Origin of the sequence: Haloarcula sp. JP-L23 (assembly GCF_011602445.1) — an archaeon.
GTDB classification, from domain to species: domain Archaea; phylum Halobacteriota; class Halobacteria; order Halobacteriales; family Haloarculaceae; genus Haloarcula; species Haloarcula pellucida.
Genome location: NZ_CP050014.1, coordinates 1,791,701 through 1,818,405, shown reverse-complemented (window position 1 = coordinate 1,818,405; position 26,705 = coordinate 1,791,701). Strand labels below are relative to the sequence as shown.

Annotated in this window: 22 protein-coding genes and 1 pseudogene; 20 read left to right on the top strand and 3 right to left on the bottom strand. The window is 66.4% G+C overall.

Annotated features, from left to right (window positions below; translation table 11 throughout):
* Positions 1 to 22: 22 nt before the first annotated feature.
* Together G9465_RS09320 and G9465_RS09315 are read left to right on the top strand one after the other, a co-directional pair.
* Positions 23 to 4,867, top strand: coding sequence for a glycoside hydrolase family 97 catalytic domain-containing protein (locus G9465_RS09320; protein WP_166969260.1), 4,845 nt, complete (start codon positions 23 to 25; stop codon positions 4,865 to 4,867).
* Positions 4,864 to 6,690, top strand: coding sequence for a PQQ-binding-like beta-propeller repeat protein (locus G9465_RS09315; RefSeq protein WP_166972991.1), 1,827 nt, complete (start codon positions 4,864 to 4,866; stop codon positions 6,688 to 6,690). Before G9465_RS09320 ends, G9465_RS09315 begins: the two co-directional genes overlap by 4 nt.
* Before the next feature lie 103 nt (positions 6,691 to 6,793).
* Here the strand turns inward: G9465_RS09315 and G9465_RS09310 are convergent.
* Positions 6,794 to 7,373, bottom strand: a pseudogene (locus G9465_RS09310) (DUF420 domain-containing protein).
* Between the two features lie 74 nt (positions 7,374 to 7,447).
* The gene (locus tag G9465_RS09305) at positions 7,448 to 8,662 is read right to left on the bottom strand and encodes a proteasome-activating nucleotidase (RefSeq protein ID WP_166969258.1); all 1,215 of its coding nucleotides are present in this window, start codon (positions 8,660 to 8,662) and stop codon (positions 7,448 to 7,450) included.
* 153 nt (positions 8,663 to 8,815) lie between these two features.
* Between G9465_RS09305 and G9465_RS09300 the strand changes: the two genes are divergently transcribed.
* Positions 8,816 to 9,553: an NAD(P)/FAD-dependent oxidoreductase gene (locus tag G9465_RS09300; RefSeq protein WP_166969256.1), complete on the top strand. Its 738-nt coding sequence runs from the start codon at positions 8,816 to 8,818 to the stop codon at positions 9,551 to 9,553.
* 1 nt (position 9,554) lies between these two features.
* Here G9465_RS09300 and G9465_RS09295 read toward each other — a convergent pair whose 3' ends face one another.
* Positions 9,555 to 10,595, bottom strand: coding sequence for a M48 family metalloprotease (locus tag G9465_RS09295; protein ID WP_166969254.1), 1,041 nt, complete (start codon positions 10,593 to 10,595; stop codon positions 9,555 to 9,557).
* A gap of 108 nt (positions 10,596 to 10,703) precedes the next feature.
* Between G9465_RS09295 and G9465_RS09290 the strand changes: the two genes are divergently transcribed.
* From G9465_RS09290 to G9465_RS09210, 17 genes are all read left to right on the top strand, one after another.
* Positions 10,704 to 11,711: a DUF4129 domain-containing protein gene (locus G9465_RS09290; protein WP_166969252.1), complete on the top strand. Its 1,008-nt coding sequence runs from the start codon at positions 10,704 to 10,706 to the stop codon at positions 11,709 to 11,711.
* Positions 11,708 to 12,484, top strand: a complete 777-nt coding sequence (locus G9465_RS09285; protein WP_166969250.1) for a hypothetical protein — start codon at positions 11,708 to 11,710, stop codon at positions 12,482 to 12,484. The genes G9465_RS09290 and G9465_RS09285 overlap by 4 nt, the downstream gene beginning before the upstream one ends.
* On the top strand, positions 12,481 to 13,791 hold the full coding sequence (locus tag G9465_RS09280; RefSeq protein WP_166969248.1) for a DUF58 domain-containing protein: 1,311 nt from the start codon (positions 12,481 to 12,483) through the stop codon (positions 13,789 to 13,791). The genes G9465_RS09285 and G9465_RS09280 overlap by 4 nt, the downstream gene beginning before the upstream one ends.
* Complete coding sequence (locus G9465_RS09275; RefSeq protein ID WP_166969246.1) at positions 13,788 to 15,290, top strand: hypothetical protein; 1,503 nt, start codon at positions 13,788 to 13,790, stop codon at positions 15,288 to 15,290. Before G9465_RS09280 ends, G9465_RS09275 begins: the two co-directional genes overlap by 4 nt.
* 39 nt (positions 15,291 to 15,329) lie before the next feature.
* Complete coding sequence (gene coaBC, locus G9465_RS09270; RefSeq protein WP_166969244.1) at positions 15,330 to 16,508, top strand: bifunctional phosphopantothenoylcysteine decarboxylase/phosphopantothenate--cysteine ligase CoaBC; 1,179 nt, start codon at positions 15,330 to 15,332, stop codon at positions 16,506 to 16,508.
* Between the two features lie 140 nt (positions 16,509 to 16,648).
* The gene (locus G9465_RS09265) at positions 16,649 to 17,647 is read left to right on the top strand and encodes a monovalent cation/H+ antiporter subunit E (protein WP_394353977.1); all 999 of its coding nucleotides are present in this window, start codon (positions 16,649 to 16,651) and stop codon (positions 17,645 to 17,647) included.
* On the top strand, positions 17,640 to 17,915 hold the full coding sequence (locus G9465_RS09260; RefSeq protein WP_166969240.1) for a cation:proton antiporter: 276 nt from the start codon (positions 17,640 to 17,642) through the stop codon (positions 17,913 to 17,915). The genes G9465_RS09265 and G9465_RS09260 overlap by 8 nt, the downstream gene beginning before the upstream one ends.
* Complete coding sequence (gene mnhG / locus G9465_RS09255; protein ID WP_166969238.1) at positions 17,912 to 18,232, top strand: monovalent cation/H(+) antiporter subunit G; 321 nt, start codon at positions 17,912 to 17,914, stop codon at positions 18,230 to 18,232. Before G9465_RS09260 ends, mnhG begins: the two co-directional genes overlap by 4 nt.
* Positions 18,229 to 18,768, top strand: coding sequence for a DUF4040 domain-containing protein (locus G9465_RS09250; RefSeq protein WP_166969236.1), 540 nt, complete (start codon positions 18,229 to 18,231; stop codon positions 18,766 to 18,768). The genes mnhG and G9465_RS09250 overlap by 4 nt, the downstream gene beginning before the upstream one ends.
* Positions 18,765 to 19,235, top strand: a complete 471-nt coding sequence (locus G9465_RS09245; protein ID WP_166969234.1) for a Na(+)/H(+) antiporter subunit B — start codon at positions 18,765 to 18,767, stop codon at positions 19,233 to 19,235. Before G9465_RS09250 ends, G9465_RS09245 begins: the two co-directional genes overlap by 4 nt.
* Positions 19,232 to 19,600, top strand: coding sequence for a cation:proton antiporter subunit C (locus G9465_RS09240; protein WP_166969232.1), 369 nt, complete (start codon positions 19,232 to 19,234; stop codon positions 19,598 to 19,600). The genes G9465_RS09245 and G9465_RS09240 overlap by 4 nt, the downstream gene beginning before the upstream one ends.
* On the top strand, positions 19,593 to 21,122 hold the full coding sequence (locus tag G9465_RS09235) for a monovalent cation/H+ antiporter subunit D family protein (protein ID WP_166969230.1): 1,530 nt from the start codon (positions 19,593 to 19,595) through the stop codon (positions 21,120 to 21,122). Before G9465_RS09240 ends, G9465_RS09235 begins: the two co-directional genes overlap by 8 nt.
* Positions 21,119 to 22,813 (top strand): cation:proton antiporter, encoded by a 1,695-nt coding sequence (locus G9465_RS09230; RefSeq protein WP_166969228.1) that lies wholly within the window; start codon positions 21,119 to 21,121, stop codon positions 22,811 to 22,813. The genes G9465_RS09235 and G9465_RS09230 overlap by 4 nt, the downstream gene beginning before the upstream one ends.
* The gene (locus G9465_RS09225) at positions 22,813 to 24,606 is read left to right on the top strand and encodes a Na(+)/H(+) antiporter subunit D (protein ID WP_166969226.1); all 1,794 of its coding nucleotides are present in this window, start codon (positions 22,813 to 22,815) and stop codon (positions 24,604 to 24,606) included. The genes G9465_RS09230 and G9465_RS09225 overlap by 1 nt, the downstream gene beginning before the upstream one ends.
* Positions 24,607 to 24,748: 142 nt before the next feature.
* Positions 24,749 to 25,231, top strand: a complete 483-nt coding sequence (locus G9465_RS09220) for a type IV pilin (protein ID WP_166969224.1) — start codon at positions 24,749 to 24,751, stop codon at positions 25,229 to 25,231.
* A gap of 122 nt (positions 25,232 to 25,353) precedes the next feature.
* The gene (locus G9465_RS09215; protein WP_166969222.1) at positions 25,354 to 25,926 is read left to right on the top strand and encodes a hypothetical protein; all 573 of its coding nucleotides are present in this window, start codon (positions 25,354 to 25,356) and stop codon (positions 25,924 to 25,926) included.
* A 268-nt stretch (positions 25,927 to 26,194) separates the two neighbouring features.
* Positions 26,195 to 26,674, top strand: coding sequence for a type IV pilin (locus G9465_RS09210; protein WP_166969220.1), 480 nt, complete (start codon positions 26,195 to 26,197; stop codon positions 26,672 to 26,674).
* Positions 26,675 to 26,705 lie beyond the last annotated feature (31 nt).

The window sequence follows — 26,705 nt, the reverse complement described above, 5'->3', positions numbered from 1 at the left end:
AACTCGTCTTACTGAGGTGGAAATGGTTAGTAGACAATCCCAACAAACACTAAACGCTCTCGGTCGTCGAGAGTTCCTCGGCGGCGTGGCGTCGCTTCTGGCAGCAGCGGCGTACACGCAAGACGTGCCCGAGGACGTAGCCGCACAGGTCACTGGTGGGGACGACAGTGACACACAGTCGGTTTCGTCACCTGATGGCAGCATCGGGGTGACTGTCGACGTGTCGGGGGGGACGCCGACGTACAGCGTCGCGTTCAACGGCGCGACGTACGTCGACTCGTCGACCCTCGGCTTCGACTTCCAGAATCAGCCGACGTTCGGCGCCGGTTCAGACGGCAGCACTGGTACGAACATCACCGTCACGGGGAGCGAGAGCGGCACCGAGACGGAAAAGTGGACACCGGAGTGGGACCAGTACGCTTCCGTCTCGCAGGACTACAACTACCTCCGTCTCGGACTGGAAGAGACGAACAGTCCGGGGCGGTCGGGGAACCTCGAGTTTCGGGTCTTCGACGACGGCATCGGGTTCCGGTTCGTCTTCGACGACGACTTCGCGGCCAACAGCGGCGCCCTCGTCGTCAGTTCGGAGAACACGCAGTTCAACTTCGCGGGGGACTACACGGCGTGGTGGATCAAAAACGAGTTCGTCAACCCGCGTTTCGAATCGGAGTACACGGAATCGAAACTCAGCGAAATCGACGCCGGGACGCGGACCATCCGGCCCAACGACAACGAGATTCGAACCGGCGCACACACCCCGCTGACCATCAAGGCGGGAGAGAACGCGTACATGAGCGTCCACGAGGCCAACTTAGACGACTACTCGACGGCCTCTATCGTCGCACAGTCCGACAGCGGTGGGACGGACTTCACGACGCAACTCGCGCCGCTTCCGGACAACACGAAGGTGTCCCTGCAGGCACCGAACATGACGCCGTGGCGGACCATCCAGTTCGCCACGAGTCCCGGAGACCTCGTGGAATCCTCGCTCATCCCGCTGTTGAACGCGGACCGCGACGACTCCGCGTTGCCGAGCGACGGCAACGGCGGCGTCGACACGAGTTGGCTGACCCCGAAGAAGTACATCGGCATCTGGTGGACGATGATCGCCGGCAACGCCAAGTGGGAGTACAAGACCGACAGCGAGATATCGAACAACGGCAACGACCCGGCCACGTACATCCACGGGGCGCGCACCGAGCGGATGAAACGGTACATGCGCTTTGCCAGCCAGAACAGCATCGACAGCGTGCTGGCCGAAGGCTGGAACAAGGGGTGGGACTCCTACGGGTCCGACGCCAGCGACACCGGCGCGTCACTGGAGATGGGCGTGGCCGATTCGTACCCTGATTTCGACGTGTCGACGGTGACCAACTACGGGTCGTCCCTCTCGAACCCTGTGGAGTTCACCATCCACAACGAGACGTCGGGGAACATCCCGAACTACGAGACCGAGATACTGAGCGACGGCATCTTCTCGCAGTACGACGACGCCGGCATCCACTCTATCAAGAACGGCTACGTCTCGGACCCCGGCCTGTTCGGGGACAACCAGTCGACGCCGAGTCACAACCAGCACTGTCAACTGGCGGTCAACCACCATCGGACCGTCATCGAGGAGGCTGCCGGCGAACGCCAGATGCTGGAGATTCACGAGGGCATCAAACCCACGGGTGAGCGACGCACGTATCCGAACGTCGCCGCCCGCGAAGTCGTCAAGGCACAGGAGTACGACGGCTTCGGTGCGCTCGGCTCGAACGTCGGCCGGGAACACCACGTCACGCTCCCGTTCACCCGGATGCTTGCCGGCCCGACGAGTTACCAGCCCGGCATCTTCGACATCACGTTCAACGACTCGACCGGCGATCAGGTGCAGACGACCCGTGCGAAGCAACTCGCGATGTACCCCACGTACAACGCGGGCATCCAGATGGCCGCAGACCGGGTCGAGGCGTACATCAGCGACGAGTTCGAGGTCGGCGAGTACGTCCAGGCCCCGTCGGGCACGCTCGACGGAATGATCACCGCGGACGACTGGCGCAACGCCTTCGGGACCCATTACGTCCCGGTCGACCCCAACCGCGAGGCGTCGGGGTCGAAGGTGTCGTTCACGGTGAAGAACGTCCCGAGCGCGGGCACCTATACGCTCCACCTGCGCTATGCCAGCGACGACACGGAGAACGCCCAGCGAGTCATCGACAACGGCAACCCGCAGTTCACGCTCGACGTCAACGGCTCGACACAGACCGTCACGCCGTCGTTCACCGACTACTGGGACGACTGGCAGATTCACTCGGTCGACGTCGAACTCACTCAGGGCGACAACACCGTCGCTATCGTCGTCGACTACGACGACTCCGGCGACACGTTCACGGGCGACGTCGGCGGCATCAACGTGAACACGGTCGGCATCACAGCGAAGGGCGCCAGCGCGCCGTTCCCGGCGACCTACACCGACCTTACCGACAGTCAGGTCGCAAACGAGAACGTCGAGTCCGAACCGGACTTCGAGTACATCGAGGACGTGCCCGCCGGTGGCTGGGACGAGACCGTCGTCGTCGACTCGGCCATCGGCGACTACATCGTCACCGCCCGCCGCAAGGGCGAGGAATGGTACGTCGGCGCGATGACCGACGGTAGCGGGCGCGCGGTGGAGGCGCCGCTTGACTTCCTCGCGTCGAAGGCGAACGGGTGGAAGATGGAGATGTACACCGACGCGGCCGGGACGGACGTCGATACGAACCCGACAGAGATTCGCTACACCGAGTCCATCGTCACCACCGGCGACACGGTACTGGCGACGATGGGTCGCAGTGGTGGGGTCGCACTCCGCTTGACACCGGCGACGTCGAGCGAGGCGTCGAACCTCTCGGCGTACGCCCAACCGACACAGACGATAGACAGCGTCAACTTCACTACGACCCAGCCGGGACTGGGCAAGTCGTTCATCGAAGTCACGGCGTCACACGACGGGAACAACGACTTCGTCGGCGGGACGCCAATCGACATCCAGATCGGTGGCGAGACGGACGCAATCGAGAACATCCGGCTCGCACCCTCGGCGACGGCCGGGGAGACGTTCACCCTTGGCTACAACATCACGCAGGCGGGCTCCTACACGGTCACGCTGGTCGACCGATTGACGGGCACCCAACTAGCCCAACAGAGTATCACCGTCCAGCCGGGCGACCTCGTCGCCGAGTACACAGACCCCGGCGACGACGGACTCGGTGCCGGTTACGGGTTCCCCGAGAGCCAGAAAGGGTCGACGTTCCGTGACGGCGCGTTCGACCTCGAGAAGTTCACCATCTACGAGGACGAGTCGAAGTACTACTTCCAGTACGACGTCGCGAACCTCTACGACGTGTTCGGCGGCGATTTCTCGCCGCACTACTTCGTGCTGTGGGTCCGGGACTCGACCCGGTCTGACGGAAGCCTGACCGAGAACGGGGACATCGGCCTGCAGGCGAACTTCGCGTCGGCGTGGCACTACCGCGTCGCAGTGAGCGGGTTCGCTTCGAGCGCCATCGACAGTGATGGAAACGACCTGACTACCGGCAGTGGAACGGTCAGCATCGATCCGTTCGTCAACCGTGACAGCAACACGGTCATCCTGCCCGTAGAGAAGGCGGCGTTCGACGACATCAACGTCGCGGACATGGAGGTCCTTCCGGTCGTCGGGTCCGAGCGGTTCGGCGGTTTCCGTCCCGTCGTAAACAGCGTCGACGACGTCGGGTTCAGTGACCCCATCGTCGGCGCGAAAGCCGGTGCCGCCGACAACGCGCCACGCGTCATGGACGTACTCGTCCCGCCGCGGTCCGACGAGACGCAGGACGAACTGCTCTATTACGACGACGACACGCGCGCGACCCTGCCGTTCACACAGGTGTACCGAGCGGAACTCGGAACGGACACCGAACGTGTCGCCACGCTGGCCGACGACACCGGCGACCCGTACGGGCCGGCCACGTCCTCCGACGGGGCGAACGCGTTCAGCTACCCCTCGACGGACGACATAACCCCCGAAGACTACGATATGGAACGGGTGGTCGTCTACGACGACGGGTCGAACTACCGGTTCCACGTCCATCTCCCGAAGCTTCGGGACCCGTTCGGTGGGGACTACGGCTACGGGCTCCAGCACATCCAGATATACGTCCGCGATACGGGTGCAACCAACTCGAACACCTACAGTCGAGAGGGCGTCCACGCCGGTGGCAGTGCCGAGAACATCTTCGAGGAGGCCTACCACCGTCGTATCGTCGCACACGGGTTCGCTGCGAGTACCGACGTCCCGAACAGCACCGCGAAGATTCCGGTCGTCGAGGACGGGAGTTGGAACGTCGTCGCCGACGCGGACAGCGGGGTGAGTACGAGAGCGGTCGACCTGTTCTCCGCGATCGAGATTACGGTTCCGAAGTCGACTATCCCGTCCGGCATCCGCGGGGCAGATATCGTCCCGATGATGTTCAGTTACAACGGCTTCGGAACGGCCGGCATCCGGCAGGTGCAGGCGAGTAGTGGCAGCTACGCGTTCGGTGGTGGCTCCAACGGGAACCACAACAACATCATCGACGTCATCCTGCCCGACGGCGTCTCGCAGGCCGACATCCTCGACCCGACGGCAAGCGACATCACCGGCGACGACGACTTCGACGGCTACGACATCCCGTTCGTCGACGGGGACGCTGTCGCGAACAGCATCCGAGAAGCGGTCGCCGGGGCCGACGACGCCCCAGTCTCCAGCACTCACTTCGAGACGGTGCGTGACGCCTACGAGTCAAACAGCGCGGTGCCGGGCACGGGAGGACTGGTACCCGACTACAGCGACCTCCGCGATATCGCCTCGGAGGTGGCGGACCAATGAGCGACGCGCCCGAGCGCAAGCTCCTCGCGCTCTCGGTCGCAGTGCTCGCGGTGTTTGCGATTCCCGCGGGCTTGCTCGCGCCAGTCGGGTCGGCGAGCGCGGTCGGCAACGCGGCCGGCAACTGGCAGACCTTCCAGTTCGACCAGCAAAACACCGGGAACGCCTCCGACGCACCCGACTACGCCAGCGTCACGAGCGGTTGGCGTGCAGGCAATCAGGGAACCGACGTCGCTTCCGGACCGACCGTCAGCGGCGATACGGTTTACGTCGGTGACGGCTCGGCCGTGAAGGCCTACGCCGAAGGCGACGGCTCGCTGTCGTGGGAGACCAGCGTCGACGGGCCGGTGTTCGGCTCGCCCGCCTACGACGGCGGCAGCGTCTACGTCGCGACAGACGGCGGCAGCGTCTATGCACTGGACGCGGCCACCGGTGCCGTCACGTGGCAACGTAGTACCGACAGCAACGGCGCCGACTTCGGCTCGTTCGCCGGTTCCGTCACCGTCGGGGACGGCGGGAGCCTCTACGTCGCGAGCGAGGACGGTCACGTCTACAAGCTATCGAACGACGGCACGCAGGTCAGTGCCGCCTACGACATGGGCAGTCCCGCCGGCGCGATGACGCCGGCAGTGTACGGCGACCGCGTCTACGTCGGTGACCGCAGCGGCACCCTGCACATGCTCTCTGCGGGCGACCTGAGCGCCCAGAGTACGAACGACGTCACGAGCGGGGCGCTGAACTCGCCGGCCGTCACCGAGGACGGCCAGCGAATCGTCGTCACCGCGAGTGACGGGACGGTCGCGGCCTACGACACGGACGGCAACCAGCAGTGGGCCGACACCAGTTCGTACGGCAGTAGCTTCGCCAGCCCCGCCATCCACAAAGGGGTGGCCGTCGTGGGGACGACCGACGGCACCGTCGCCGCACACGATATCGATAGTTCCGGGAGTCAGCAGTGGACCGCGACTGTCGATACCAAAAACACCTTCGGCGCGTCGGTGACGACTGCCAACGGGACCGTCTTCGTGGGTACCGACACCGGTGACGTGTCCCTGCTCGACGCCAGTGACGGCAGTACGAAGGCGCGTGCGACGGCGGCCTCGTCGGCGATGGCGACCGCACCGACCGTGGCCGACGACGCGCTGTACGTCGGTACCGACGACGGCGCAGTCGTGCAGTTCCTCGACGCCAACGCGGCCTTCTCGGTCACGAGCATCAGCGCTCCCGGTGGCGTCACCGAGGGTGATATCGGAACCGTCGAAGCGGACGTCTCGAACGCCGGGACGGCAGACGGGACCTACACCGCACGACTGACCGTCGACGGACAGGTCGTCGACACCGAGCGCGTCAGTATCGCGAAAGGGTCGAGCAAGACGGTGACCTTCGACCACAAGTTCGTCACCGTCGGGTACCCGACGGTGTCGGTCGGGTCACAGTCCACGACGATCACTGTCGCTTCTGGATCGAGCAGTGGCGGTGGTGGCGGTGGCAGTGACTCCGGCGACGACCCGACGACCACCGAGACGTCGACGCCCGAGGGGACGGATGCGACCGCCACGCCGGCCGAACCCGACGACGGCGACGGTTCGGAGACGACGGCGACCGCGACCACCGAGGGTTCGACGGCCACCGAGGCGGTCACGGACACGCCGGAATCGACCGGCACAGCGTCGACTGACACGCCTGATTCTACAGATCAGAACGAGGGATCGGACGACGGCGGTGACGAAGAAGCCACGTCCGGGAGCGGACCCGGCTTCACGGCGGCTATCGCACTGCTGGCCGTAGTGGCAGCGACACTCCTCGCCGCCCGCCGCGAGAACTAATCGGTCAGGCCGTCACCGACGGTCTGCTTTCGACGCTGGGTTCGGAAGTGGCGACACGGCTGTCGGCGGCGACGGAGCGCGGAAAGAACGGAGGTACCGCGACTCAGCGAGGCACCCAGCCGTAGACGTGGTTCAACATCACGTACGTGACCAGTCCGAGGAAGAGGCTCAAGCCCCACGCGGTGACGGCGATGCGACCGACGCGTGCGTGGGCCGTCTCGCGGAGTTCCGCGACGGAGTGAGAGAGCCCTAACACGACGGCGTGGACGACGACGGGAACCGACACCGCCGACAGCAGGATGTGGACGGCCAGCATCACGATGTAGGCCCCCCAGACGAGGCCCTCGGCCTGTATCTCCTTCTCGAAGCCGCCACCGACCTTGAGCAGATACAGCGTGAGGAAGGCGAGGATGAGTGCGAACGCCGTCAGCATCGCCCCACGGTGCTTGCGAATCTGGTCGGTCTTGATGAAGTAGACGCCAGCGACGATAGCACTCAGTGCGGCCGCGTTGACCACCGCGATGGCGTCCGAGAGGAGGATGACTGTCTCGTTGCTTATCGAGGGAAGGGGAGCAGGCCCCGAACGTCCCGAGGACGAGAGCGTAGCCGACGATGGAGACGGTGGCGGTGACGCGTCTCGGAGATGCACGGGCACGCGACTGGAGTCTATCTGCGACGGCCATACTACCACGTGAGAAAGCGAGCGGTTTCTGTGTTCTGGAACCCGATGCGGACCGCGTCTACCGGGCCGCCACAGTCAGGCGAAGGTCCGGGAGATGTCTTCGTCTTCGGTTTCTTCTTGCTGGATCTTCTCCCAGGCGTCGAGGAAGTCGTCCATCGTGACCTCGGTGCGGTCGTCGCGGATGGCGAACATCCCGGCCTCGGTACAGATGGCCTTCACGTCGGCCCCGGAAGCCTCCTCGACGTCTTCGGCGAGACCCTCGAAGTCGACGTCGTCGGCGACGTTCATGCCGCGCGTGTGAATCTTGAATATCTGCTTGCGGCCCTCGAAGTCGGGCTTTGGCACTTCGATGAGGCGGTCGAACCGGCCGGGGCGGAGGATGGCGCGGTCGAGCATGTCGAAGCGGTTGGTGGCGGCGATGATGCGGATTTCACCCCGGTCGTCGAAGCCGTCCATCTCCGAGAGCAGTTGCATCATCGTCCGCTGGACCTCGGCGTCGCCGCTCGTCTTCGATTCGGTCCGCTTGGCGGCGATGGCGTCTATCTCGTCGATGAAGACGACCGCCGGTTCCTCCTGCCGGGCGAGTTCGAAGAGGTCGCGGACGAGTTTCGCGCCCTCGCCGATGAACTTGTGGACGAGTTCGGACCCGGCCATCTTGATGAAGGTGGCGTCGGTCTCGTTGGCGACGGCTTTGGCCAGCATCGTCTTGCCCGTGCCGGGCGGACCGTGGAGCAGGACGCCGCTCGGCGGGTCGATGCCGACGTCCTCGAACATCTCGGGACTGATGAGCGGCATCTCGACCGTCTCGCGGACCTCTTCCATCTGTTCTTCGATGCCACCGATGTCGGCGAACGTGACGTCCGGCGACTGGTCGACCTGCATCACGCGGGCACGCACGTCCGTCTCGTTGTCGAGTTGCTTGACGATAGAAAGAGAGTTGTTGACGGCGACGCGGTCGTCGGGTTCGAGGCCCTCGCGCATCTCGTCGGTGACCTCGGTGAGTGCCTCCTGATTGTTGCCGTGCTGTTTGATGATGACGCCGTCGTCGCTGAGTTCCTGCACGGTGGCGACAAACAGTGGCGACTGCTTGAGCTTCTTGTTCTCGTGGGTCAGCCGTTCGAGCTTCTGCTGGTACTTGTTGTTCTCGGCGTTGGCGTCCAGCAGTTTGTCGCGCATCTCCTCGTTCTGTGCTTCGAGCACCTCGAGTCGCTCCTGCAGCGCCTCGATCTTCTTCTGCTGTGAGGCGTCCTCGTCGTAGGGCAGGTCGACCTCGTCGACGGTGTCGGTCATTACGCCACCTCTAGTGGGTGAATCATTATGAGGCTTCGGGTAGTGCCAGCATTCGATACGGCCATTAGAGGAGCCTAGAACACCGTTCTCGACATTCGAGGAGATTCACACCGAACCGGTAGGTTTCTGTCGCGGGGCAAGCAACCGCCGCGTATGTCCGACGAACCAGAATCGGTCGTCGTGGTCGGCGGCGGCGTCGCCGGCCTCTCGGCGGCGATATACACCGCACGCGCCGGTCTCTCGACCCGAATCGTCTCGACCGGAGAGTCCATCCTGAACCGCAACGCCCATCTGGAGAACTACCCCGGTTTCCCGGCCGGTGTCAACCCGCGTCTCCTGCTCGAACTCATCCGCGCACAGACCCGCCGAGCGGGGGCGTGGTTCGTCGACGGACGGGTCCAGCGAGTCACGGCGACCGACGACGGGTTCGAGACGACCGTCGAGAACGGCGAGACGTTCGAATCCGACTACGTCGTCGCGGCCTCGTGGGCCGACGCGACGTATCTGGACGGCCTCGACGTCGACCTCGTCGACCGCGGGACCAAGGAGTTCGTCGGCGTCGACGACTGCGGGCGAACCGCCGTCGACGGTCTCTACGCGGCGGGCCGACTGGCCGAACAGCACCACCAGACCATCGTCGCCGCGGGCCACGGTGCGCAGGTCGGCCTGACGCTCATCGAGGACAGCGACGTCGACTTCTATCACGACTGGACGGCCCCGGAAGGGTACTTCACCGGACGGGACCGCGAGGTGCCACCGGGCTGTGAAGAGATCGACGAGGAAGAGCGCAAGCGCCGCGAGCAGGAGTCACTGGAGATGATGCAGCGGTACTTCGAGGAACCGATGCCGGGCGAACCGACGATGCACCCCAGCGTCGCCGACGAGGAGTAACTCAGAGGTCCCCGGCTACCTCGCCGAGGCGCTCGATGCGGTCGGCGGTCGGCGGGTGCGAACGTGTCTCGACGTGGAACTCGTCCTCGCCCGAGTCCTCGAACCCGTACGGGAGGAAACAGAGCCCTCGGACGCCGTCGTAGGCCCGTCGCTTGTCGGTCTCCGGGGTCGGCGTCGCGTCGGCGTCGAGCGTCTGGAGGGCGCCGACGAGTGCCGAGGGGTTCCCGGTGAGTTTCGCGGCGCTCCGGTCGGCAGCGAACTCTCGCGCACGCGAGAGCGACCGCGCCAGCACGACGACGGGCGCGGTGAACACGCCCAGCAAGACCCCTCCGAGGACGACTGTCAGGCCGAACACCACGAGGAAGCCGACGGTAAAGGAGACCGACCCGAAGGGGGCGTCGAGGAAGCGGGCGCTGAGGACGTAGGCGACGGCGAGTCCGACCGCCGCGACGAGAAGCCGACTCCCGCGAGCACCCGGGAGCAGGTCGTCGAGCGGGCCGTACTCGCCGTTGGTGAGCGCCGGCAGGAAGTTCGCCAGCGTCATCACCGTCGCGTCACGGTTCGAGACGTGCATCAACTCGTGGGCGAGGACGGCGTCGAGTTCGTCGCCGTCGAGGGTCGCGAGCAACCCCTCGCTGACGACGACGGTCGCACTGCCCAGCGTCCCGACGGCGAAACTGTTCGGCACGTCGCGCTCTGCCACGGCGAGCGTCGGCATCGTCAGGTCTGCCTGCTGACAGAGACGCTGGACCCGGTCGTGGAGGTCGGGGAACTCCTCGCGTGAAACCTCGCGTGCGTCCGCCTCGGCGAGCGTCTGCGCGCGCGTGTACCGTAACTGCGCCCAGACGAACGCGACGAGGGCGGGCGAGACGACCGCGACCCACCACGCGACGCCGGAACCGACCGGGAGAGCCGCCGCGACGGCGTCACGTAGCGGGGAGAGCCACGGCGTCAGGAGGTACGCGACTGTCGCGACGACGGCGACGTCGACGGCGAGCAACAGCGAGAGGGTCAGGAGGATACGGCGGGTGAGTCTCCGCATAGGGCGTACTGATACCTTACTGTCAACACGTCAAAATCCTTCTGGTGGGTTAAGACGAAGCCTGAACAAGGACAATACTTTAGACTGGTTGGCAAGAAATCAAGGGTAGTGCCTTCCAGCCTCATCCGCGCCGCTCTGGCCCTCCTCTGTGCCGGTGCCGTCATCTACGCGACGGCGCTGTTCCCCGCCGCGCTGGACGTGGAACTCCAGCAACAGGCCCCCGTCGACGGGACAGAACCGACACCGACCCCGGCGCCCGACACGCCGACGGCAACGCCGACCCCAACACCGACGGCAACGCAGACGCCAACGCCGACGCCCGCGCCGCCTGACCGAGGCGGTGGCTCCGGCGGCCTGCCGGACCTATCGTTCCTCCCGACGTTGGTCGCCTTGCTCGGTCTCACTGCCGTCGGCTACGTCGGCGTGGTACTCGTCCGGGCCAGCGACGGCTACGGCGGAGCCGACATCACGCTCCCGTGGATCGGACGCGTCTCGCTGCCCCTTGCGGGCGTCATCCAGCGGATTCCGCAAGTCACGACAGCCGTCCTGCTCACAGGCGGGGCTGGCCTCGCTCGAGTCACAGCGGGCGTCGGAACGGTCGTCAGCGGCGTCGGAAGCGGCCTCGCGGCCGGTCTCGTCCCATTCGCCCGGATGGCCGGACGGTCGCTCACCGCTCTCCCGACCGCGCTCGTCGCTATCGCCGTTGTGCCGGTGCGGTCGCTCGCTGGTCTGACCGGCGGTGGCCTGTTCGCGTCGTTCCGGCGTGGGTTCGAACGACCCGAGTTCATGGAACCGGACGACCCGACGACGGAGGACGCCCGGACCGCCTCGTCGGTCCCAGCGGGCACCGACACGGACGACGATCCCGGTCCGCCCTCGATACGGGAGGCCTGGGAACGGTTGACCGACGCCGTCCCCGTCGACAACCCGACTGCGACGACCCCCGGCGAGTACGCACGCAGGGCGACCGACGTCGGCCTGCCGGAAGGGCCGGTCTGGCGACTGACCGAGTTGTTCCGGGCCATCACGTACGGCGGCGAGTCGCCGTCGGCCGGACGAACCGAAGCCGCTCGCGACGCCCTCGAAGACATCTTCGGCGGAGGTGACGACTCGTGAGCGAAACCGTGACCACCGACACACCGACGGAACAGACCACCGACGACGCGCCGGCCTCGGTCAGGGCCACCACAACGGACCCAGACGAGGCCATCACGGCGACGCGGTCGGCACACGCGAGAATCGACGGCACGGTCGAGCGCGACGACCCGGGTCGCTGGTGGCGCGTGTTCGCCGCCGTCGGTCTGGCGTCACTGGTCGCCGCCGTCGCCGTCGCGACGGTGCCAGGTCTGGCCGAATCACTGGTCAGCGTTGGGACGACTGCGACGCTCCGTGCCGCTATCCCAGCGGCCGCCATCGTCGTCGCGCTGGTTGGCCTCTCCGGCGTCGTCAGCCGTGACCACGCCGAGGAGCGCGACCGGGGAGACCCGGTCGAACTCCCGACGGCCAACCCCGAGTCCATGCAGGGACCCACACAGTCCGTCGTCGGCACCGACATCGACGAGGCGCTGGACCGAATCGACGGCCGTGTCGACCCGTACAACGGCATCGAAGCGAGTTACGCCGCCGACGTGCGACGGCAACTCCGCGAGACGGCCGAGCGAACGCTGGTCCGTCGAACCGACGCGAACCTGATCGACGCACGGGCCGCCACCGAGCAGGGGACGTGGACCGAGGACCCCCGCGCCGCGTCGTTCGTCGGCGGCGACGAGGTTCCCGACCCGCCGCTCGGCCTGCAGTTGCGCGACTGGGCCAGCGGCGAGGGGTTCGACCGCAAGGTCGAGGTGACGCTGAACGAGATCCGGCGCTTGCGGGGAGGTGAGCCCGCGTGACCGAGCGACGGCGCGCGCGCCGCGCGGTCGGCCTCTCGGTGGCGCTGGTGACCGGCGCCGTCGGACTCGTCACGGGAAACGCGGCCATCTTCGTCGCGTCGACGGTAGGGCTGGTGTACGCCGCCTACGAGAGCGCGACCCGGCGGCCGGAACCCGAACTGACGGTCGAGCGGACGCTCGAACCGGCCACGCCGCTCCCGGGCGACGAGGTGACGGTGACCGTGACGGTCCACAACGACGGTCGGTCGTATCTCCCCGACGTGCGTATCGTCGACGGCGTTCCCGAACGCCTCCGAGTCGTCGAGGGGGCACCCCGGTTCGGGACGACGCTCGACGCCGACGACAGCGACTCCTTTAGCTACACCGTCAGGGCGCGACGCGGCGAGCATCCCTTCGGCGAGACGACCGTCGTCTGCCGCGACCTCGCAGGGACCGAGGAGTGCCGCGAGTCCGTGACCGTCGAGACGACCATCGACTGCAGCGCCGACGTGGAGTCGATCCCGCTCTCGACACAGATGCTCCAGCGGACGGGACGAACCCGGACACAAGCGGGCGGCGACGGCGTCTCGTTCTACGGCATCCGAGAGTACCAGTCGGCGGACCCGATGCGACGCATCGACTGGAACCGCTTTGCCCGGACGAGCGAACTGGCCACGGTCGAGTATCAGGAGACTGCGGCGGCGACCGTCGTCCTGCTACTCGACACGCGACACCCGGTCGCGCCGCGGCCACGGGACCCCAACGCGGTCCAGTTCTGTACGTACGCCGCCGAGCAACTGGCGCGGACGCTGCTGGCCGAGAACGACCGCGTCGGCGCCGCCACCTTCGACGACTGCGCGTATCTCCGCCCGGCCGGTGACAGGAGTCAGTACCGGCGCCTGTGTGAGTTCCTCGCGGCAGAGAGCGGTGACGATGCAGTAGCCTCCGAGTTCCTCGATGACGCGAGCGGGCGCCACCTCTTCCAGTCGTTCGCCGACGTGGCGAGCGCCGACCCGGTCGCGGACGGTGGCGACCCCGTGGGGACGCTCGACCGTCGCTTCCCCGACGAGGCACAGGTCGTCTTCTGTAGCCCGTTGCTTGACGACCGAGCGGCCGGCGCGGCCAAGCGCCTCGCGGCGTACGGCCACGACGTGACCGTCGTCAGTCCCGACGTGACGGCGTCGGAGACGCCCGGTGGCGCCCTCGCCGGGTTCGACCGGAGCGAGCGCATCGACGACCTCCGCGGGACGGTCCGCGTGGCCGACTGGACGCTGACCGATCCGCTCGCGAAGACGCTCGTGCGGGCCACGGAGCGGTGGTCGGCATGAGCGGTCTCGACACTCGCCCGGTCGAATCCACGGCGGCCCTGACTGGGACGCTCGCGGTGGTCGTCGCACTCGCTATCGGCCTCGGCATCGGTACCCCGGTGCCGGTCGCGACGAGCGTCCTCGGGGGGTTGGCACTCGCCGGCGGCGCATGGTCGCTGGACCAAGAGACGAACGCGCGAATCGCGGCCGGGAGCGTCGCACTCCTCGCGGGGTCGCTCTGTCTCGGTGCAACGCTGTTCCTCGGCCGCGGGAGCTACGCGCTACCCGTGTACGTCGGTCTGGCCGTCGCCGTCGCCGTCGTCGCTATCGACGCCACGACCGGACTGGTCGAAAACGAGCCTCTCGGGACGGCATTGCGCGAGAGCGGGAACGCGCTCCTGATCGGTATCGTCCTCGCCGTCCTGTTGAACCTGAACGCCGAGTTCGGAGTCCTGGTAGCGTTCTTCGGGACACTGCTCGCGGTCTCGGTCGCCACCCCGCTGGGCGCGTTCGTCACGCTCCAGCTAGCAGTCCTCGGCGTCCTCGGCCTGCTGACACGCGTCGTCCCGGTGCTCTCCGGGTGGCTGCCCGACACGGGCACCGACGGACCGCTCGATACGTTAGACGACGTGGCCGTCTCGCCCAGACGACTCCCGAGAGCGGTCTTAGCCGTCCTCGCTCTCGAAGTCCTCGTCGCGTTGAGTCCCGTGGGCCGGTCGCTGTTTGCCCTGTTCCTCGACAGCGTCCCCGTCGTGGGGCCGCTGCTGGAACTGGCGCTCAGTTGGCCGCTGCACGTCCTCGTGGGACTGGTCGGCGCGGCGCTGTGCTGTGTCCTCCTCGCCGATGCCCTACAGGTATGGGTGGTCGACTGGCTTGGCGACGACCCCGCTCGGACGCTGGCGTTACAGGCCGGCGGCTTGCTGACTGTCGCCGTGACCCTTGTCGGTACCACCGTCGCGTCGGTGTTCGGTGTCACGCTCCTGTCGGCGGACACCACGGGTGTGGCGTCACTGGTCGGCCCGGCGGGCATCGTCCTCGGCGGGACCGTCTCACTGCTGTTGCTCGTCGGCATCGTCCTCCAGACGCCGTCGTTGCTGTCGGCCTACGGACTGGTGCCGGCGTCGACGGCCGGATTCGCGACTGGCAGCGCGCTCCTGTTCGTGACGACGCTCGCCGCCGCCGAACTGGGGCTTGCCACGCCGCTGGTCGTCCTCGGTGTCGCCGGGGCGATACTCGTCTGGGACGTCGGCGCACACGCGAAAAGCATCGGTGTCCACCTCGGGCGGGCCGCCGACTCGACGGACAGCCAGTTCGTCCACGTCACCGGAAGCGCACTCGTACTGACCGGTGGGGTCGCCGTGGCGCTCGCCGCACGCTACCTGCTCGTCCCGATACTCGCGCCCGCCGCCGACCCGACGGCCGCGCTCAGGTCGGCCGTCGCGCTCGGACTGGTCGTCGTCACGGTCCTCGCGTTCGCCGCCGCCATCATGGCCCGTGAGGGTCGCCCGACGGCGGAGTGAGGACCGTACCTTTTAGGCCGTGACGGCGAAGGGTGAGTCATGTTGCAGGGAGTCAACGTCGTACTCGGGGTTTCGGGCTCCATCGCCGCGGTCAAGACGGTGGAACTGGCCCACGAGTTACGCCGACAGGGGGCGTCGGTTCGGGCGGTGATGACCGGCGCCGCGACGGGCGTCGTCCACCCGTGGGCCGTCGAGTTCGCCACCGAGAACGACGTGGTGACGGAACTGACCGGCCGGGTCGAACACGTCGACCTGTGTGGCGTCGACGGGTGGGGGGACGTGCTCCTCCTCGCGCCCGCGACGGCTAACACCGTCGGGAAAGTTGCGGCGGCAATCGACGACACGCCGGTGACGACGTGTGCGACGACGGCGCTGGGAGCGGGCCTCCCGGTGGTCGTCGCGCCGGCGATGCACGAACCGATGTACGACCACCCCGGTGTCTTAGACGCCATCGAGCGCGTCGAATCGTGGGGTGTGGAGTTCGTCGACCCGCGCATCGAGGAGGGCAAAGCGAAGATAGCGACGGAGGAGGCCATCGTCACCGGCATTGCCCGTGCCACCGGGGACCGGCCGCTCGACGGCCGGCACGTCGTCGTCACCGCCGGGGCGACCACCGAGTCGGTCGATCCAGTGCGGACGCTGTCGAACCGCGCGTCGGGACGCACCGGACGGGCGGTCGCGCGGGCCTGTTACGTCTATGGCGCGGACGTGACGCTCGTACAGGACGGGCCGGACGTGCCCTACGCCACCGTCGAGCGAGTGGAGTCGGCCACAGAGATGACGGCCGCCGTCTCGAACGTGGCTCCGACGGCCGACGCACTCGTCTCCGCCGCGGCCATCTCCGATTACACCGTCGAGGCCGCAGACGAGAAGATACAGAGCGGACAGGACGACCTGACGCTGACGCTCGAACGGACGCCGAAACTCATCGACACCGTCCGCGAGGACAACCCCGACCTCCCTATCGTCGGCTTCAAGGTGGAGTCGGCCGGTGACGACGAGACGCTGGTCGGCCGGGCCCGCGAACTGCTCGATAGGGTCGGTCTCGCCTTCGTCGTCGCCAACGACGCGAGCGTGATGGGCGAGACTGACACCCGCACACTCCTCGTCCGGGCCGACGAGACGAGCGAGTACGTCGGCGACAAGCAGGGCCTCGGCGTGCGGGTGGCTGGAGAACTCGCTGACGAACTGGGTGAACGCCCATCGACAACCGAATGATTGCGAAATAGTTTTGCGTATCCCGTTGCTCGCTTTCGGTAACGACTGTAGCGCGCGTCAATCACCCAGAGATAGGATTCTCACAAATTACCGTGACTGCATCTGACGCCCACCGTCTACTGGTGCCGGTCGACGACTCCGTGACGCTTCGTAATACCGTCGCCTACGTCGTCGACGAAGCCAAGACGGCGGTCACCGACGGCCCGGTCGAACTCCACTTCGTCGACATCGCCAGCACCCGATCGGTCGACCCGGACGCCCCCGAAGAACTCGCCGAGGCCTCCGAACTGCTCGAGCGAGTCGAGCTGTGGGTCGAAGAGGACCTCGGCGAGGACCCGCCGGCGGGTATCAGCGTCGAGACGGCGGTGCTGGGCGCCGACCGCTATCTCTTCGGTCCCGGCGACTACGCGGACGCGATCCTCGAATACGCCGCCGACGTTGGAGTCGACCGGATCGTCCTCGACCCGGAGTACAGCCCCGGTGGCGCGACGCCGATGTTGCGACCGCTGCAACTCGAACTGACACGTGGCGACGTCGACGTAGCGGAGGCACCCGTCGAGCGGCGGACCGAGACGACCGTCCTCACGCGGGCCGCCTCGCTCCCGAAGTACGTCACCGTCTTCGGCGCGTCGTACCTGTTCTATATGTTGCTGAGCGCGTGGAAGCCGCTCGATTTCCTCACCGGCTTCCTCACCGCGACGCTCGCGGCGGTGCTGTTGGCACCCGTCGCCTTTAGCCAACAGCCATCCGTCGTCCGCGTCGGGAAGCAACTCGCTCGGATGCTGCTGTTCGTCCCGTACCTCCTAAAGGAGATCGCCGTCGCGAACCTCCAGATCGCCTACGTCGTGCTCCACCCGAACCTGCCCATCGACCCGAAGATAGTCGAACTGCGGGCGGCGGTATGGGGTGACGCCCCGGTGACGACGCTGGCAAACAGCATCACGCTCACGCCGGGGACACTGACGGTGAGCGTCTCCGACCGCGCGTTCGACATCCACTCGCTGACCGCCGGGTCCCGCGAGGACCTGTTCGGAGGCAGCTTAGAGCGTGCGGTCAGGTTCGTCTTCTACGGCCGCGAAGCCGCCGCCATCGCGTCGCCCCGCGAACGCGGGGACGGCGGGGAGGGACAGGATGGTTGAGCTTTCGACGGCCCTGCTGGCCATCGCGGCCGCGTTCGTCGTCTTCGCCCTCGTGGCGCTGTACCGGGTGTTCGTCGGTCCGACCATCCACGACCGGGTCATCGCGGTCAACGTCATGGGGACCAACACCGTCATCGCCATCGCACTGGTCGCGGCGGCGTTCGACCAGTCGGTGTTCTTAGACGTGGCCCTGGTGTACGCCCTGCTCAACTTCCTGCTCTCGATAGCGTTCTCGAAGTTCAACGTCGAGCACGGGGGTGTGCTATGACGCCGGTCGAGTGGGGCATCGTCGCCCTCGCGCTCCTCGGCGCGTTCTTCGGTGGGGTCGCAGCGCTGGGCATCGTCCGGTTGCCGGACGTCTACACTCGCGCACACGCGGCGTCGAAAAGCGACACGCTGGGTGCCGTCCTCACCGTCGGCGCCGCCGCGCTGGCCCTCCAGTCGGGCATCTCGACGGCGAAGGCCATCTTCCTCCTCGTATTCATGTTCCTCACGAACCCGACGGCCGCCCACGCCATCGCCCGGGCGGCACAGGACCAGGGTATCGAACCGTGGACGCTCGACGACGGGGAGGGAGAGAGATGACGCTGACCGTCCTCGAAGGCACACTGCTCCTGTTCATCCTAGGGTGTGCGCTCGGGGCTGCCCTGCTCCGTGATACGCTGGCGTCGGTGATGTCCTTTGCCGCCTACAGCCTCGGGGTCTCCATCCTCTGGCTCATCCTACAGGCGCCCGACGTGGGCCTGACCGAGGCCGCAGTCGGGGCCGGCATCATGACCGTCCTGTTGCTCGTGGCACTTGCAAACACCGTCACGCCGAACGCAGACCGTCTGCTCGAGTCGATTAACCCACGGACGCTGGTGCTCGTCGGTGGGTTCGTCCTCGTGATGGGGGCAACAGTGCCCGCGCTGCCGGCCATCGGCGACCCGACGGCGCCCGTCGTCGGCGGCGAGGTCACCCAGTACTATCTCGACAACGCCTACAAACAGACCGACGTGAAAAACGCCGTCACCGCCGTGCTGGCGGCCTACCGCGGGTTCGACACGCTCGGCGAGGCCGTCGTCGTGTTCGCGGCCGGCGTCGCCGCACTGACCGTCCTCCGTCGGGAGGTGTTCGCATGAGCGTCGACGACCGACCCGGACTCTACGTCGAGAGCACCATCATCATGACGACGGTGCGCGTCGTCGCACCGTTCGTCCTCACGTTCGCGCTGTTCATCATGTTCCACGGCGCGGACTCGCCGGGCGGCGGGTTTCAGGGCGGCGTCATCGCCGGGTCCGTCGTGATGATGCTCGCGTTCGCCTACGGTATCGAATCCACGCGACAGTGGCTCGACGTGCGCGTCGTCGTCGCACTCGCGGCCGGGGGCGTCCTCACGTTCGCGTCTATCGGCCTCGGCACCATCGTACTGGGCGGGCAGTTCCTCCAGTACGAGGAGTACGAGGTGCTGCTCTCACACGCCAGCAAGTACGGCATCGAACTGGTCGAACTGGGCATCGGCGGCATCGTCGCCAGCGTCGCCATCGGCCTGTTCTTCCTGCTAGCCGCAGGATTCGGCCACGTCGTCGACGAGGAGGGTGAAGCATGACGCCGTTACAACTGGACCTGCTGACGACGCACTACAACTACTACGCCGTCGTCCTGCTGTTAGGCATCGGTCTGTACATGCTCGCGGAGTCGGCGAACCTCGTGAAGAAGGTCATCGGGATGAACGTCTTCCAGACGGGCATCTTCCTGTTCTTCATCACGCTGGCCTACCGCACCGGTGGAAACCCGCCGGTCATCACCGACGGCGGCGGCCCCTACGTCAGTCCGCTGCCGCACGTCCTCATCCTGACGGCCATCGTCGTCGGCGTGAGTCTGACGGCGGTAGCGCTCGCGCTCATCGTTCGCATCTACTCGGAGTACGGGACGCTGGACGAAGACACACTGGAGCAACTCTACTATGATTGAGCATCTCCCCGTCCTACTGGTCGTGTTGCCCATCGTCGGCGGGACCGTCCCGCTGGTAGCTAGCCTGTTCACCGACCGCGCCGGATGGCTCGTCGCGACGGTGACGGTCCTCGTCCACGCGGCGCTCGCCGGACTGCTCGGCTGGACCGTCTGGACCGAGGGCGTCGTCTCCTACGCCGTCGGCGGGTTCGCCGCACCGTACGGCATCGAGTTGGTCGTCGATGGCCTCTCTGCATCAGTCGTCGTCCTGATAAGTGCCGTCGCGCTGGGCGTCCTCGCCTACGCACGCCACGCTGGCCCGCACTCGAACGCCTTCTACAGCCAGTTCCTCCTGTTGGTCACTGGCCTCACGGGGATGACCGTCACCGGCGACGTGTTCAACCTCTACGTGTTCCTCGAAATCACCGGGCTGGCCGCGTACGGCCTCGTCGCCAGCGGCCGCGAAGCGAGTTCGGCCGTCGCCGCGCTGAAGTATCTCATCATCGGAACCGTCGGGGCCTCGCTGTACCTGCTGGGCGTCGGCTACGCGCTGGCGGCCACCGGGACGCTGAACATGGCCGACCTCGCGGACAAACTGGCGACCGTCGGCTACGACTCGACGCTCGTCCTGACGGCGTTCGGCCTGATGGTCGGCGGCCTCACGGTGAAAGTGGCGCTGTTTCCCTTACACACGTGGCAACCGGACGCCTACGCGAACGCGCCGGACAGCGTCAGCGCGTTCATCTCCGCGCTCGTCTCGACGGTGTCGGCGTACGCGCTCGCCCGCCTGCTGTTCTCGGTGTTCACCGTCGACTTCCTCGAAGCGGTGCCCGGTGCCCGCTGGGCACTGCTGGCGCTTGCCTCGGTGAGTATCGTCGCCGGGAGCGCGCTCGCCGTCTCACAGACCAACGTCCAGCGGATGCTCGCGTACTCCTCTGTCTCGCAGTTCGGCCTCGTAATCGCCGGGTTCACCATCGCGACGCCCATCGCCGTCGTCGGCGCGACGGTCCATCTGCTGGGCCACGCCGTCATGAAGGGCGGCCTGTTCGCCGCCAGCGGGGTCATAGAGCGTGAGACCGGTGCGACCACGCTCGGCGGATACGCCGGCATGGCCGCACGGACGCCCATCGCCGCCGGTGCCTTCGCCGTCCTCGCACTGGCGATGGTCGGCGTCCCGCCGGCCGTCGGGTTCGTCGGGAAGTGGTACATCGTCGTCGGTGCCGTGGAGGCCGGCCTCTGGCCCGTCGTCGCCGTCCTGCTTGCGAGTACGCTGCTGACGCTGGCGTACTTCGCCCGACTGGTCGAACGGCTCTACTTCGCCGAACCGACCATCCGCGAGGAGGCCGCCGTCGCCGACGGCGGTGAGGGGACCGACGGTCCCCGATCCTCGTCTGGCTATCGGCCAGACGGCGGCGCGAGCGTCTCGACGGGGATGATTGCCGTCGTCGTCCTCGCGGCCGTCCTCGCGGTGGCGCTCACCGCCGCCGTCCCCGCGCTCGAACAGTTGCTCGAACAGACGCTCCCCCCACTTCTGAACCAATGACAGACGTCGCATCCATCCGACCGCTGCTCGCAGTGCTCGTGTCGGCCGTCGCCATCCCGATTATCCTCTCGCTGAAGGGGCGACCGAACGTCCGCGAAGGCGTCACGCTCACCGTCGCCGCGGCGAAGTTCGCCATCGTGGCGAGCATGGTTCCGGGCGTGCTCTCGGGGACGGTGTACGTCTTCTCCTTCGGTCAGTTCGCGACGGGCATCCAACTCGCCCTTCGTGCGGACCCGCTGGGCCTCCTCTTTGCCGCGCTGGCGAGTCTGCTGTGGATCGTCACGAGCTTTTACTCCATCGGCTACATGCGCGGGCTTGACGAACACGCCCAGACCCGGTACTTCGCCTCGTTCGCCGCGAGTCTGGCCTCCGCGGTGGGCGTCGCCTTCTCGGCGAACCTGCTCACGCTGTTCGTCTTCTACGAACTGCTGACGGTGTCGACGTACCCGCTGGTCACCCACGACGAGACCGACGAGGCACGTGCGGCCGGTCGGAAGTACCTCGCGTACACGTTCGGCGGCGGCGTCGCCGTCCTCGGTGGCACCGTCCTCGTGTTCTTCCTCACCGGGACGACGGCGTTCACGCCCGGCGGCATCGAGGCGTTGGCGACGGCCGACCCGACGCTCGCCCGCGCGGCGTTCGCACTGCTTGCCGCCGGGTTCGGCGTGAAGGCGGCGCTGATGCCCGTCCACTCGTGGCTCCCGGACGCGATGGTCGCGCCGACGCCCGTCTCGGGCCTGCTCCACGCCGTCGCCGTCGTCAAGAGCGGCGTGTTCGGCATCGCTCGTCTCGTACTGGACGTGTACGGGACGGACTTGATGAGCGACCTCGGCGTCGACCTGCCGTTGGCCGCCGTCGCCGCCTTCACGCTCCTGACCGCGAGCGTCATCGCGCTCCGACAGGACAACCTCAAGCGACGGCTGGCGTACTCGACGATTAGCCAGCTATCGTACATCGTGCTGGGACTCGCTCTGCTCGAAGGGCAGGCGCTCGTCGGCGGGTTGCTCCACATCCCCGCCCACGCGTTCATGAAGCTCACGCTGTTCTTCTGTGCCGGCGCGATTCACGTCGAGACGCACACCGACGACATCAGCGACATGGCCGGCATCGGGACGCGGATGCCGCTGACGATGGCCGCCTTCGGCGTCGCGGCCGCCGGCATGGCCGGCATCCCACTGGTCGCCGGGTTCGTCAGCAAGTGGTACCTCGTCATCGGCGCGTTAGAGGGCGGTGGCCTCGTCTTCGCCACCGCGCTGCTCGTCTCGGGCGTGCTCAACATCGCGTACTTCTGGCCCATCGTTTATCAGGCCTACTTCGAGTCGCCCGGGAGCCACGACGAGAAACCGCTCGTCGAAGCCGTCCTCGGCGGTCGGTCGGTTCGAGCGGACGGCGGTGACGCCGAGACTATCGACCCGGCGACCGAGGCAGACGGTGACGACGAGGATACGCCGGCACCGGAACACGTCGACCACCTCGGGAAACACCACGAGGACGTCGAACACCACGGCGGGCCGCCGGCCAGTGGCTGGGACCAACGCAACTGGCGCGGCGCCGAGAGCACGTGGTTCATGCTCGGCCCCATCCTGACGGCAGCGACGCTCTCGCTGTTGCTCGGGGTCGTCCCACGGGGCGTCGTGTTCCTGCGAATCGTCGAGACTGTCGTCGGGAACCTGCCGGGGGTGGTGCTCTGATGGCGGCCGGACCGCTGACGATGGTGCCGCCAGTGGCCGTCTTGCTCGCGGTCGCCGTGCTGGTGGCGTTTCTGCCGCGACGGGCGGGCCACGCCCTCGGCGTGGCGGCGACTGGGGCAGCGACCGTCTGGGCGTGGGTCGTCCCGTCGGGCGCACACCTCCAGACGACGTTCCTCGGCTTCGAAGCCGTCTTGCTCAACGTCGACGATTTCTCGCGGCTGATGGGACTCATCTTCGGGTTCATCGGTGCGGCCGCCGTGCTGTACTCCTACGCCAGCGAGGCCGAGAACGTCCAGACGGCGTTCGCGCTCTCGTACGTCGCGACGAGTTTCGGCGCCGTCTTCGCCGGGGACTGGCTGACGATGCTGTTCTTCTGGGAACTCATGGCCGTCACCAGCACACTGCTGGTGTGGCACTACCGCGGCGCGGCGGTTCGCGCCGGGTTCCGGTACGCGCTGTTCCACGGCATCGGCGGGACGCTCCTGATGGCGGCCATCCTCCAGAACTACGTGGCCAAAGGGACCTTCCTGTTTGCCTCTGTCCCCGGTGGTCCCGAGACAGCCGGCATCACGGCGGGGCTCCCCGCCGCGCTGGCGGCCGTCGGCATCGGCGTCAACGTCGGCTTCATCGGCCTGCACGCGTGGCTCCCCGACACCTACCCGCGACCGCACGTCGCCGCGAGCGTCTTCCTCTGCGTGTTCACGACCAAGACCGGCGTCTACGGGATGTACCGTGCCTTCCCAGAGGGGAACGTCGCCATCGCGTACATGGGCGGCGGCATGGCCGTCTTCGGCGCGATGTTCGCGCTGTTCCAGAACGACATGCGCCGCCTGCTCTCCTATCACATCCAGTCGCAGGTCGGCTACATGATCGCCGGCGTCGGCATCGGCGGTGCCCTCGGACAGGCGGGCGCGTTCGCCCACGTGTTCAACCACATCCTCTACAAGGGTCTGCTGTTCATGACCGCCGGCGTCGTCATCTACCGGACGGGCGAGCAGAGCCTGAAGAAACTCGGCGGCCTCTGGCGAGAGATGCCGATCACCGCGGGAGCCTTCTCCGTCGCAGCACTCTCTATCGCCGGGTTCCCGTACTTCAACGGCTTCGTCAGCAAGGGCATCGTCATCTCGGCGAGCCACTACCACTTCTCGAAGGGGCCGCTGCCCATCGGCGAGTTCTACACGCTCGAGTGGCTGCTCCTGCTCGGCGGCGTCGGCACGTTCATGTCGTTCATCAAGTTCGGCTACTACGCCTTCTTCCACGGCGAGTACGAGGGCAGCGTCCCCGACGCCAACCGCCTGCAGAGCGTCGCCATGCTGACCGTCGCGGCGCTGTGTGTCTTCTACGGCGTCTTCGACCACGCGCTGTTCGACCTCCTGCCCTTCGACGTGACCGACGGCGACGTGGTCTCGCACGTCTATCACACCTACACCGTCGGCCACATCGTCGAGGGTCTCGCCCTCGCCGTCCTCGGACTGCTCGGCTTCGCGGTGACGAAGAAACCCCTCTCGAAACTCGGCCGTGTACCCGACGTCGACTCGCTGTACAATCCCGCGGTGTTCTACGGCACACGTGCGCTGGTCGTCGGCGTCACGGAACTGTACGCCGCGGTCGACGGCGCAGTCGTCGGCGCGACTCGCGTACTCACCGCCGCAGTCACCGACCCGAACGCGCTCTACGGCCGGGTAGTCGGTGCCGACGAGGACGACCCAGCCTACCCGCTTCGGGCCGGTATCGGATTCAGTATCCTCGTACTTGCGGTCTTCGTCACAGTTGCGTTGCTGCTGTTACCCTGATAGCTACGGGTATTTTCACAGTGGATAATTAGTGCCGTCCATTTATATGCATACGCGCTGTTTACCGGCTAAGGACACTTCGGGACGAGCAGCGCCTCGTCGTTCCCTGTTCATCTCGAACGTGTCGGACACAAGATTAACCATGGACATCAAACGATTCTTCGACGACGACGGCGCCGTCTCGCCGGTCATCGGCGTCATCCTGATGGTCGCCATCACAGTTATTCTCGCAGCGGTCATTGCAACGTTCGTGCTCGGTCTGGGTGACCAGGTCAGCAACACCGCGCCGCAGGCGAGTTTCAGTTTTGATTACACCGAGGAGAGTACGGTGACAGCGTACGACGGGGACACAGACAGCGCAGACGGCTCGCTGAACATCACGCACGACGGCGGTGACAGCATCGTCGCCAGCAACCTCTACGTCCGGGGGTCACAGGACGATGGCGCGTGGGACACACTAACGAAGCCCGGTGGTGCAAGTTGGTACAGTACCCAGTCGAATATCAAGGCCGGTAACCGCATCGCGGTCAACGTCAACAGCGGTGACACAGTCCGCGTCGTCTACGAGTCCGCAGAGGGCAGCAACTCCGCGACGCTCGCCGAGTGGAGCGGTCCGGACGCCTAAACACGTAGCAGCCTTTCTTTCGGGACGGACCGCAGACGGCTAGCGGACCGTACCCATTATTACCGTCGACTCGCATCACTACGACACATGATTCAGGCCGGGCGGAGGGGCGTGACCCGTTCATGAGCCAGCAGGGACAGGCCCACCCGGCCGACGACTCGACGGACGCGCTCTCGAAGGGCGAGATTTTCGACGTGCTCCAGAACGAGCGCCGACGGTACGTCCTGCAGTACCTCCGGGAGAACGGCGGGCCCGTAACTCTGGGCGACCTCGCCTCGCACGTCGCATCGCGGGAGTACGAGTGCGAGTCGGTCGACGTCTCCAGCGCACAGCGCAAGCGCGTCTACACGACGCTCCAGCAGACCCATCTGCCGCGCATGGACGAGACGGGCATCGTCGAGTACGACGCGGACAGCGGCATCATCTCGACGACGCCACAGACGAACGAACTGACGGTGTATCTCGAAATCGTCCCCGGCAGCGAGTTCCCGTGGCGAGAGTACTACCTCTCGTTCGGTGCGATCAGTCTCGCCGTCGTCGTGGTCCTGTGGGTCGGCGTCTACCCCTTCACGCTGTTGCCGCCGCTCGTATGGGCGACGGTGATGGCCGTCGTCCTGACTGGCTCCGCGCTGTATCACACCGTGCTGGGTCGCGAGATGACGCTGACCGAGTTCGTCGACGACGAGGACATGTGACGACGGCCAGTATTCACGAGCAATAATCGGCGGTCGCTCGGACGGTTTTATCTACGCCGCTGTCGAGCCCGGTTTTGCGGTTTACAGGTGGGTCTTGAGGGGTTTCAGGCCGTCCTTGAAGGTCTAAAACGTGGTGTGGGTATAAGTACGCCCACCCCATGGGGATGAGACAGCACACCTTCACGAGCGATACTCCCTCACGTGGTGGGGTTAAGAACGGATTATCGCTCGGGAAACGACACACTGCGGTGTGCGCGGATACATACACATGGATCTGAAACAACTGATCAACGACGACGACGCTGTCTCGCCCGTCATCGGGGTCATCCTGATGGTGGCTATCACAGTCATCCTCGCGGCGGTCATCGCGTCGTTCGTCCTCGGACTCGGCGACCAGGCACAGCAGACGACACCACAGGCGAGTTTCGCCTTCGACTACGACGAGAGCGTCGGGGGAACTGACGAAGGTGTACTAACTATCACGCACGACGGTGGTGACACCATCCAAGGTAACAGCCTCTACCTGCGTGGGAGTGGGTTCGTCTCTAGTTGGGGTGGCCCAGGGATAGACCTAGATGCTTCTAACAGCAGCGATGACTGGCAAACCGCAGAGGGTCTGACTGAAGTGAGCGCCGGTAGCTCTATCGACGCCGCTCTCAACGATGACTACCAGGTTCGTGTCGTCTACGAACCGCCGGAAGGCGACACGTCTGCAACGCTTGCAGAGGACGACGGACCCGAAGCGTAATCGATACGCTTCCCTTTCTCGTATTTTTTCA

Bases quoted from the DNA above. Each gene is read 5' to 3' on its own strand.
- G9465_RS09225 (WP_166969226.1), top strand. From the start codon at position 22,813: ATGGCGGCCGGACCGCTGACGATGGTGCCGCCAGTGGCCGTCTTGCTC.
- G9465_RS09300 (WP_166969256.1), top strand. From the start codon at position 8,816: ATGTCCGACGAACCAGAATCGGTCGTCGTGGTCGGCGGCGGCGTCGCC.
- G9465_RS09210 (WP_166969220.1), top strand. From the start codon at position 26,195: ATGGATCTGAAACAACTGATCAACGACGACGACGCTGTCTCGCCCGTC.
- G9465_RS09315 (WP_166972991.1), top strand. From the start codon at position 4,864: ATGAGCGACGCGCCCGAGCGCAAGCTCCTCGCGCTCTCGGTCGCAGTG.
- G9465_RS09260 (WP_166969240.1), top strand. From the start codon at position 17,640: ATGGTTGAGCTTTCGACGGCCCTGCTGGCCATCGCGGCCGCGTTCGTC.
- G9465_RS09295 (WP_166969254.1), bottom strand. From the start codon at position 10,595: ATGCGGAGACTCACCCGCCGTATCCTCCTGACCCTCTCGCTGTTGCTC.
- G9465_RS09320 (WP_166969260.1), top strand. From the start codon at position 23: ATGGTTAGTAGACAATCCCAACAAACACTAAACGCTCTCGGTCGTCGA.
- G9465_RS09250 (WP_166969236.1), top strand. From the start codon at position 18,229: ATGACGCTGACCGTCCTCGAAGGCACACTGCTCCTGTTCATCCTAGGG.
- mnhG (WP_166969238.1), top strand. From the start codon at position 17,912: ATGACGCCGGTCGAGTGGGGCATCGTCGCCCTCGCGCTCCTCGGCGCG.
- G9465_RS09275 (WP_166969246.1), top strand. From the start codon at position 13,788: ATGAGCGGTCTCGACACTCGCCCGGTCGAATCCACGGCGGCCCTGACT.
- G9465_RS09220 (WP_166969224.1), top strand. From the start codon at position 24,749: ATGGACATCAAACGATTCTTCGACGACGACGGCGCCGTCTCGCCGGTC.
- G9465_RS09305 (WP_166969258.1), bottom strand. From the start codon at position 8,662: ATGACCGACACCGTCGACGAGGTCGACCTGCCCTACGACGAGGACGCC.
- G9465_RS09245 (WP_166969234.1), top strand. From the start codon at position 18,765: ATGAGCGTCGACGACCGACCCGGACTCTACGTCGAGAGCACCATCATC.
- G9465_RS09240 (WP_166969232.1), top strand. From the start codon at position 19,232: ATGACGCCGTTACAACTGGACCTGCTGACGACGCACTACAACTACTAC.
- G9465_RS09235 (WP_166969230.1), top strand. From the start codon at position 19,593: ATGATTGAGCATCTCCCCGTCCTACTGGTCGTGTTGCCCATCGTCGGC.
- G9465_RS09230 (WP_166969228.1), top strand. From the start codon at position 21,119: ATGACAGACGTCGCATCCATCCGACCGCTGCTCGCAGTGCTCGTGTCG.
- coaBC (WP_166969244.1), top strand. From the start codon at position 15,330: ATGTTGCAGGGAGTCAACGTCGTACTCGGGGTTTCGGGCTCCATCGCC.
- G9465_RS09215 (WP_166969222.1), top strand. From the start codon at position 25,354: ATGAGCCAGCAGGGACAGGCCCACCCGGCCGACGACTCGACGGACGCG.